Genomic DNA, 7,337 nt, shown 5'->3' with positions numbered 1-7,337 from the left:
GGTTTTTGTAGTATTTTTGAAATGTAAAAAAAATCACTTAAGTTATTAGGATAGATATGAAGTGTAGAAGGTTATTGGTTGCATTGTTCACATGTGGTGTGATCTTAGGTAATGTGTCGTGCAAAGATTTCTCCAACAAGGTATTGGGTAGTGGCAAAGAGGGCAGTAGGGATACTTTAAACGAAAAGTTAACCCAAAAGGAAAAAGTACCTGTTCTTTTGAATAAATGGGATTCTCTTCAAAAAAATCAGCTCCATTTTACAGTTGATAGCTTGCATCCTATCCCTGTAAAGCAACAAAAACGTAACCTGAAAGATTCGTTGCGAAGAGCTTTTGATGCACATCCAAAGCATATTTATTTGACATTTGATGATGGACCTTTGATCGGGAGTGCGGCGATAGATTCTTTGGCAAGAGAGAAAAATATAAAGGTAAGTGTGTTCTTAATCGGTAAGCATGCCAACATGAGCAAGGGGAGAAAGCGGGATCTTCAGAAATATGAAAGTAATCCTTTAATTGCTTGCTATAATCATAGCTACACGCATGCAAATAACCAATATTCACGATTCTATAATAATCCGGAAAAAGCTTTTGCAGATTTTGAAAAGAATGAAAAGGATCTTAATCTTCAGCATAAAATTGTTAGACTTCCGGGTAGAAATATCTGGATGTATGATGATATCCGCAAGATAGATTTAAAAAATGGCTCTACAACAGCTGATATGCTTCATAAAAATGGTTATCGTATTTTTGGTTGGGATGTGGAATGGCGTTTGAATAGTATTACAGGTAATGCGATAGTGAGCCAAGAAGCGACATTATCCCATATACGCAACTTTATGAACAATAAAAGTTCGATGGTCCCGAATAATGTGGTTTTTTTAATGCATGATGACATGTTTCAGACTAAAAAAGGGCAACAACAATTATCTTCGTTAATCGATGCACTTAAAAGCGATGGATACCAATTCGAGCTTATGCAAGATTACCCCATTAAATATTAAATAAAAAAAGGATTGGCTGTCATCTACAGCCAATCCTTTTTATGTTATTCCAAACTCTTTTGGATAGACAACCATTCCTTTAACTCCAACTAATGCACCCTGGTGGAGTTCGATAATCATGCAATTTTCATCTGGAACCTCAAATGGCATTTTAATACCATATTTGACCGTTTGTTCATAGCCAAATCTTGGGTAATAATCTGCATGCCCTAGTAGGATAATAGATCCGAAATCAAGTTGCTTTGCGATTTGATGGACTTCTACAATTAGTTTACCTCCGATGCCTTTTCCCTGAAATTCAGGTAATACTGCAATTGGGGCTAAAGCAAGGGAAGGATAGCTCTCTTGATTTTCTTCATTAACAATTTTAATCCTTGTCACTAAAATATAGCCAACTGGTTTACCATCGATCTCTGCAACTAGTGCAAGTTTGGGTATGAATCCAGTCGATTGACGGAGTTTTTCAACCAGAAACTGTTCCTGATGATCACTATATTCTTCCTGCTCAAATGCTTTCTGAACGAGTTCAAAAACGGCTTGATAATCACTTGGGATTTCCTGTCTAATGTGTATCTTCATGATTAAGGTAGATTTTTTTCGAAAGATATATTTCTACATTATTATTTCTATTGCTATCCGCAATTAACCAATAACAATGTTTCTTGTAAAAATACGTATTTCCATATAATTCTATAGCGATTATAATTAAAACTTGTCATGTGATTTTTTCAAAATATAACTGTTCTATTTTTAAGTAAAAGATCGAGCGTCTATGTATTTGGACGATATTTTTTTTAAACTACCAATTAGGGGGATATATAACTATAAATTGGTTATTGTACAGCTTCAACCAGATCGATTTTACCCGGTATTATCAAGCTGTAGCGATCTACATATTTTCTTTTAATGACTTGTAAATGAGTTGTTTGTTTGTGTATTTTTAAATAGTGTTAAAATAACACTTGCATTGTTTATTTATTTTTGTATTTTCATCTATTCAAAATTCAATTATAAACCGGCTTTGATAAGATCCTAAACCGAGTATCTTGTGGAAGCAAATAAATAACTAATAAACATACAATTTAAACCATTAAACAGTTTTTATGATTAATTGCCATTATTTCTCAAATCAATGGAAGAGAGCGTTTTGGACTGGATCACTGTGTTCAATCGTCGCACTGAGCCCCCAAACTGTAGATGCTGTAAGCCTAGCGTCTTACGGAAATCTCTTTCAACAAGAATTAAGTGTCACTGGTATCGTGCGAGATGAATCAGGAATGCCAATTTCTGGAGTAACCGTTTCGGTTAATGGAACTAATTTGGTGACAAAAACGGACAATGAGGGTCGCTACAAATTGGACAAAATTCCGCCCAATAGTACGGTCAATTTTCGCATGGTTGGTAAACAGACTATAGATGAAGTGATCAATGGACGACGTGCCATAGATGTAACACTGCTAAATTCTCAATCCAGCTTGGATGAAGTCATTGTGGTTGGTTACGGTAAACAGCGGAAGGAAACCGTAACCGGTGCCGTTGCTACAGTTAAGGGGAGTGATCTTGCGCAATCACCGGCATTGAACATTTCCAATGCAATGACGGGAAGAATTCCTGGGGTTATTGCTACAAATGGTAGTGCGGAACCTGGAAATGATGGATCTACGATCAAGATCCGTGGTACAAATACCCTAGGGAATAGTAGCCCATTAGTGGTTATTGACGGTGTGCCGGCCCGTGAAGGGGGAATCGAGCGACTTAATCCCCGCGATATTGAAAACATTTCTGTTCTAAAAGATGCTTCAGCAGCAATTTATGGTGCAAGGGCAGCGAATGGCGTTATCCTCGTGACAACACGTCGGGGAAAAACCGGTAAGCCACAGTTTTCTTATACCTTCAATCAAGGATATTCTCAACCAACGGTAATTCCCAAATTGACAGACGCTACACAATTTGCGGAAATTCGTAATGAGCTTGAAATCTATAACCTACCTGTGGATGAATGGTCAGCAGCATTAACCGCTATAAATGGCACAGGATCTTATACCAAAAAGGATGGAACAGTGTTGGGGGCACCTTTTAAACCTGACGATATTCAAAAATTTAAAGATGGTTCAGATCCTTGGGGCCACCCGAATACAGACTGGTATAAATCTACATTGAAAGATTGGTCTCCTCAACAACGTCATAATCTCCAGATTAATGGAGGAACAGAAGATGTTAAATATCTATTGTCATTGGGTTACCAAAATCAAGATGCTTATTACAAAAATTCTGCAACCGGTTACAAACAGTATGATTTACGTATTAACCTTGACGCAAACATAAGTCAATACATCAAAACGCAGTTTGGTGTATTGGGGAGGCAGGAAAACCGTAACTTTCCGACAAAAAGTGCAGGAACCATTTTTCGCATGTTGATGCGCGGAAACCCTACGCAACCAGCGATATGGCCAAATGGAAAACCGGGTCCTGATATTGAGAATGGCGAAAATCCTGTCGTTATTACAACGAATGCCACCGGATATGATCGGGATAAGCGATATTACTTCCAAACAAATGGACAAGTGGATATCACAAATCCATGGGTAGAAGGGCTTAAACTAACATTAAATGCTTCTGTTGATAAGTACGTAAAAAACCAGAAGACCTGGGGTACTCCTTGGACATTGTATTCCTGGCCGGGTGCTTACGAAGCGGATGGTAAGACGCCTCTATTGCAAGCTGGCCGACGTGGCCCAGCGGATCCAAACCTAAATCAAAGTAATGAAGATCAGCTCAATATTCTATTAGGGGGGATTTTAAGTTTTGACCGAAAATTTGGAGACCATCAAGTAAACGCTATTGCTGGGGTGAACAGAGAGACGACGGATAACGACAAGTTTAGTGCCTATAGGCGTTACTTCCTCTCAAATAGTATAGATTACCTATTTGCAGGTGGAGAACAAGAGAAAAATAACGACGGAACAGCTTGGAAAAGAGCGCGGTTAAATTATTTTGGCCGTTTTGGTTACAACTATAAAAGTAAATATATTGCGGAGTTTCTCTGGCGCTATGATGGTTCCTATATGTTCCCTGAAAGTGAACGTTTTGGATTTTTCCCTGGTGCAATGGCTGGTTGGGTAGTATCGGAAGAGAATTTCTGGAAGGAAAATATCCCAGTCATCAACTATTTTAAAATTCGTGCCTCTTATGGGCAAATGGGGAATGACAATATTTATTGGGAAGATAAACTGCAAGAATATCAATACTTTTCTACCTATTCATTTGGAACCTATGTTGTGGATGACAAGCTAGCCAAAACATTGTTTGAGAGCCGTGTACCAAATGAAATGGTTACCTGGGAGGTTGCCAATAATTATAATTTGGGCTTTGATTTCCAATTTTTACAGGGTAAGTTAAATTTTGAATTTGATATCTTCAAAAATCGGCGGAATTCCATTCTATGGCGAAAAAATGCTTCTGTTCCGCAAAGTACCGGTATGACTCTACCAGCTGAAAATATTGGTAAGGTGGATAATAAAGGCTGGGAATTTAATCTCGGTTATAAGGGTAAAGTCGGTGAACTTGGATATACAGTCGGAGTCAATGGGGGCTATGCGAAGAATAAAATTATTTTCTGGGATGAGGCTCCAGGTGCTCCTGCTTGGCAGCAAAGTACAGGCAAGCCTATCAAAACAGATATCTATTATGTATATGACGGAGTATTTCGAGATATGGATGATATCGCTGCCAATAAACTTGATTATAGTGCCATTACCAAAACTTTACGTCCAGGTGATATGAAATACAAAGACCATAATGGCGATGGGAAAATCACACCGGATGATAAAGTCAGAAGAGATAAAAATAGTGACCCAACATTTCAGGGAGGATTTAATTTCAGTTTGAGCTATAAGGATTTTGATTTGTCTGTTTTGTTCCAAGGAGCAACAGGCGGAGAAATTCGTGTTGGTACAGATGAATCGGGTTCTATTGGTAATTTTCTGGAAGAATTCTACGATAAACGGTGGAGCATAACTAATCCGAGCAGTGAATACCCTCGACTAACGGATCGGAGTAACCAATATTACTCGTACAATAATACATATTGGATGCGGAGCACCGATTACCTACGTCTAAAAAATGTAGAATTGGGTTACAACCTTCCATCAACAATCTGCGATAAAATTGGTATTGGTTCATTGCGTGTGTATGCGAATGGTATGAATTTAGTCACGTGGAGTAAGCTAAAGATGTACGATCCAGAGGCTGTAAACGCGCTGGGACAATATTATCCACAGGCGAGATTACTCAATGCAGGGGTGTTGTTATCGTTTTAAGTATTATAAAATTATGAAAATAAAGAAAGGCTTACTGTCCGTACCTACGGACCAATAGGTTTTGGGTATAATGAATAGCCTTTGGAAGTTTATTCTCAGAAAAATAAATCAGATAAGAAAATGAAAAAAATAGTAAATATATCACTATCTATACTTGTATTATCGTCTGGACTTCAGTCCTGTAACGACGATTTCGTGAATACAAAGCCACTTAGTGAAGTTCCTAACGAACTGGTGTGGTCTGACCCAGGGCTGTCAGATGCTTTTGTGGTTGAAATATATAATGGTTTTGGTGTAGGTGGTTTCTACGAACAGGAGATGGCTTCTATGACAGATGAAGCACTATTCACTCACCCAAATCGTGGGATTAATACAGTAACTGAATCACGGTCCAATCCAGCTGATCAAGGTTATATCATGGATACCTATGAATATGGACGTATGTATGTACGTATTCGGGCAAGCAATATTGCTATTTCAAATTTGAGACAGGCAAAATTTGATCAAGTAAAAGCAAATAAAATATTAGGAGAAGCGTATTTCTTGCGTGGATATTATTATCAGCAACTCTTACGTTTCTATGGCGGTGTACCCGTAGATAATAAGATCTATACCTTAAATGATAAGGATTTTATGAAGCCCAGAAATAGCTATGCTGAATGTGTCGACGCGATCGTCAAAGATCTAGATAGTGCAGCGCTACTTTTAAAGGATATAACGCCAGCCAAAGGGAGGGCAAGTGAAACAGCGGCTTTGGCGCTAAAATCCCGTGTGTTGTTATATGCTGCGAGTGATCTTCATGATGCTAATAAAGCCGGTGCTAAATCCGCCCTCTTGAAAGCTTATACAAAACCGGAATATTTGATGTATACCAGCGGTAGCCAGACTGAGCGTTGGACAAAAGCCAAGGAAGCGGCAAAAGCTGTCTTGGATCGGGCCAGCTTTGCCTATAAACTGGATATGACCAAGCCCGTATCGGCAACAGAGGGAGCTGCAAACTATATGGCCTTGTCGCTAGGGGGTGGAAGTAAAATGGCAGATGCTGCAGGAGCCAAAGACATCATTTTAGGCCGTTTTTTCATTAATGAAAAAGACGAACGCGGTGGATGGGTTGGACGTGATAATGGACCAAATGGTTATCACAACTGGGCGGGAAATACACCTATACAATTGCTTGTTGATGATTATGAGACGGATAAGGGGCAAAAATTTGATTGGTCAAATGCTGCCATGGCTGCGGCTCCCTATCAAAACCGTGATCCGAGATTGAAGGCAACAATTCTATACGATGGTTCCGACTGGAAACCAAGGACGGCCGATGTGACAAAAAGGGATCCCAGCAATCAGATCCAAACTGGTCAATATGAAATTGTTAATGCGCAAGGTAGTAAAGTCACGCATTTTGGTTTAGACACTAGAAAAAGTCCTGTTGAAGACTGGAATGGCTCAAGAACGGGTTATTATATGCGGAAGTTTGTTGATCCTGATCCTGCTCAGGAAGATCAAAATACAAGACAACGTATTCCTTGGCCGATGTTGCGTTATACCGAAGCTGTATTAAACTATGTGGAGGCCTGTATCGAATTAGGCGAAGAGGCGGAAGCAAGAACTTGGCTAAATAGAATTCGATTCAGAGCAGGAATGCCTGCAGTTGGAGTTGAAGAGACAGGAGCAGCACTCAAAAACCGCTACCGGAATGAGCGCCGAATAGAATTGGCTTATGAAGAGCATCGCTTTTTTGATGCAAGACGCTGGATGATCGCTGCAGAAACGATAGGACGTAAAGCCAACGTCATCAATATCACAGGAACGCTAAAAGACAATAAGACAGTGACATTGTATAAATATGATCCGAGCAATTATAATTACAAATATTTTGTAAGTAATATTGATCCTGGAATCGAAAATAGAAACTGGGATGATAAGATGTATTTTACTTCTTTACATCGCGATGAAATAAATAGAAATACCCAGCTTATTCAGAATCCGGGATATTAGATATCTTTAGAAACAT

At 39.0% G+C, this 7,337-nt stretch carries 4 protein-coding genes; 3 read left to right on the top strand and 1 reads right to left on the bottom strand.

Annotated features, from left to right (window positions below; genetic code table 11):
- Window positions 1–56: 56 nt before the first annotated feature.
- Window positions 57–1,004, top strand: a complete 948-nt coding sequence (locus AC07UV_RS22575) for a polysaccharide deacetylase family protein (protein WP_495185388.1) — start codon at window positions 57–59, stop codon at window positions 1,002–1,004.
- Window positions 1,005–1,043: 39 nt separating this feature from the next.
- Here the strand turns inward: AC07UV_RS22575 and AC07UV_RS22570 are convergent, their stop codons facing one another.
- Window positions 1,044–1,583: a GNAT family N-acetyltransferase gene (locus AC07UV_RS22570; protein ID WP_495185387.1), complete on the bottom strand. Its 540-nt coding sequence runs from the start codon at window positions 1,581–1,583 to the stop codon at window positions 1,044–1,046.
- Between the two features lie 524 nt (window positions 1,584–2,107).
- Between AC07UV_RS22570 and AC07UV_RS22565 the strand changes: the two genes are divergently transcribed.
- Together AC07UV_RS22565 and AC07UV_RS22560 are read left to right on the top strand one after the other, a co-directional pair.
- Window positions 2,108–5,323 carry a SusC/RagA family TonB-linked outer membrane protein gene (locus AC07UV_RS22565; RefSeq protein WP_495185386.1) on the top strand — a complete coding sequence of 1,072 codons (3,216 nt, stop codon included), beginning with the start codon at window positions 2,108–2,110 and terminating at the stop codon, window positions 5,321–5,323.
- A gap of 120 nt (window positions 5,324–5,443) precedes the next feature.
- Complete coding sequence (locus AC07UV_RS22560) at window positions 5,444–7,321, top strand: RagB/SusD family nutrient uptake outer membrane protein (RefSeq protein WP_495185385.1); 1,878 nt, start codon at window positions 5,444–5,446, stop codon at window positions 7,319–7,321.
- Window positions 7,322–7,337: the final 16 nt, after the last annotated feature.

The sequence above is a fragment of the Sphingobacterium sp. GW821-FHT03E03 genome (assembly GCF_059420745.1).
This window is presented reverse-complemented; position numbering and strand designations above follow the sequence as displayed.

Excerpts from the sequence above, each read along its gene's own strand:
- AC07UV_RS22575 (WP_495185388.1), top strand. The coding sequence starts at position 57 with ATGAAGTGTAGAAGGTTATTGGTTGCATTGTTCACATGTGGTGTGATC.
- AC07UV_RS22570 (WP_495185387.1), bottom strand. The coding sequence starts at position 1,583 with ATGAAGATACACATTAGACAGGAAATCCCAAGTGATTATCAAGCCGTT.
- AC07UV_RS22565 (WP_495185386.1), top strand. The coding sequence starts at position 2,108 with ATGATTAATTGCCATTATTTCTCAAATCAATGGAAGAGAGCGTTTTGG.
- AC07UV_RS22560 (WP_495185385.1), top strand. The coding sequence starts at position 5,444 with ATGAAAAAAATAGTAAATATATCACTATCTATACTTGTATTATCGTCT.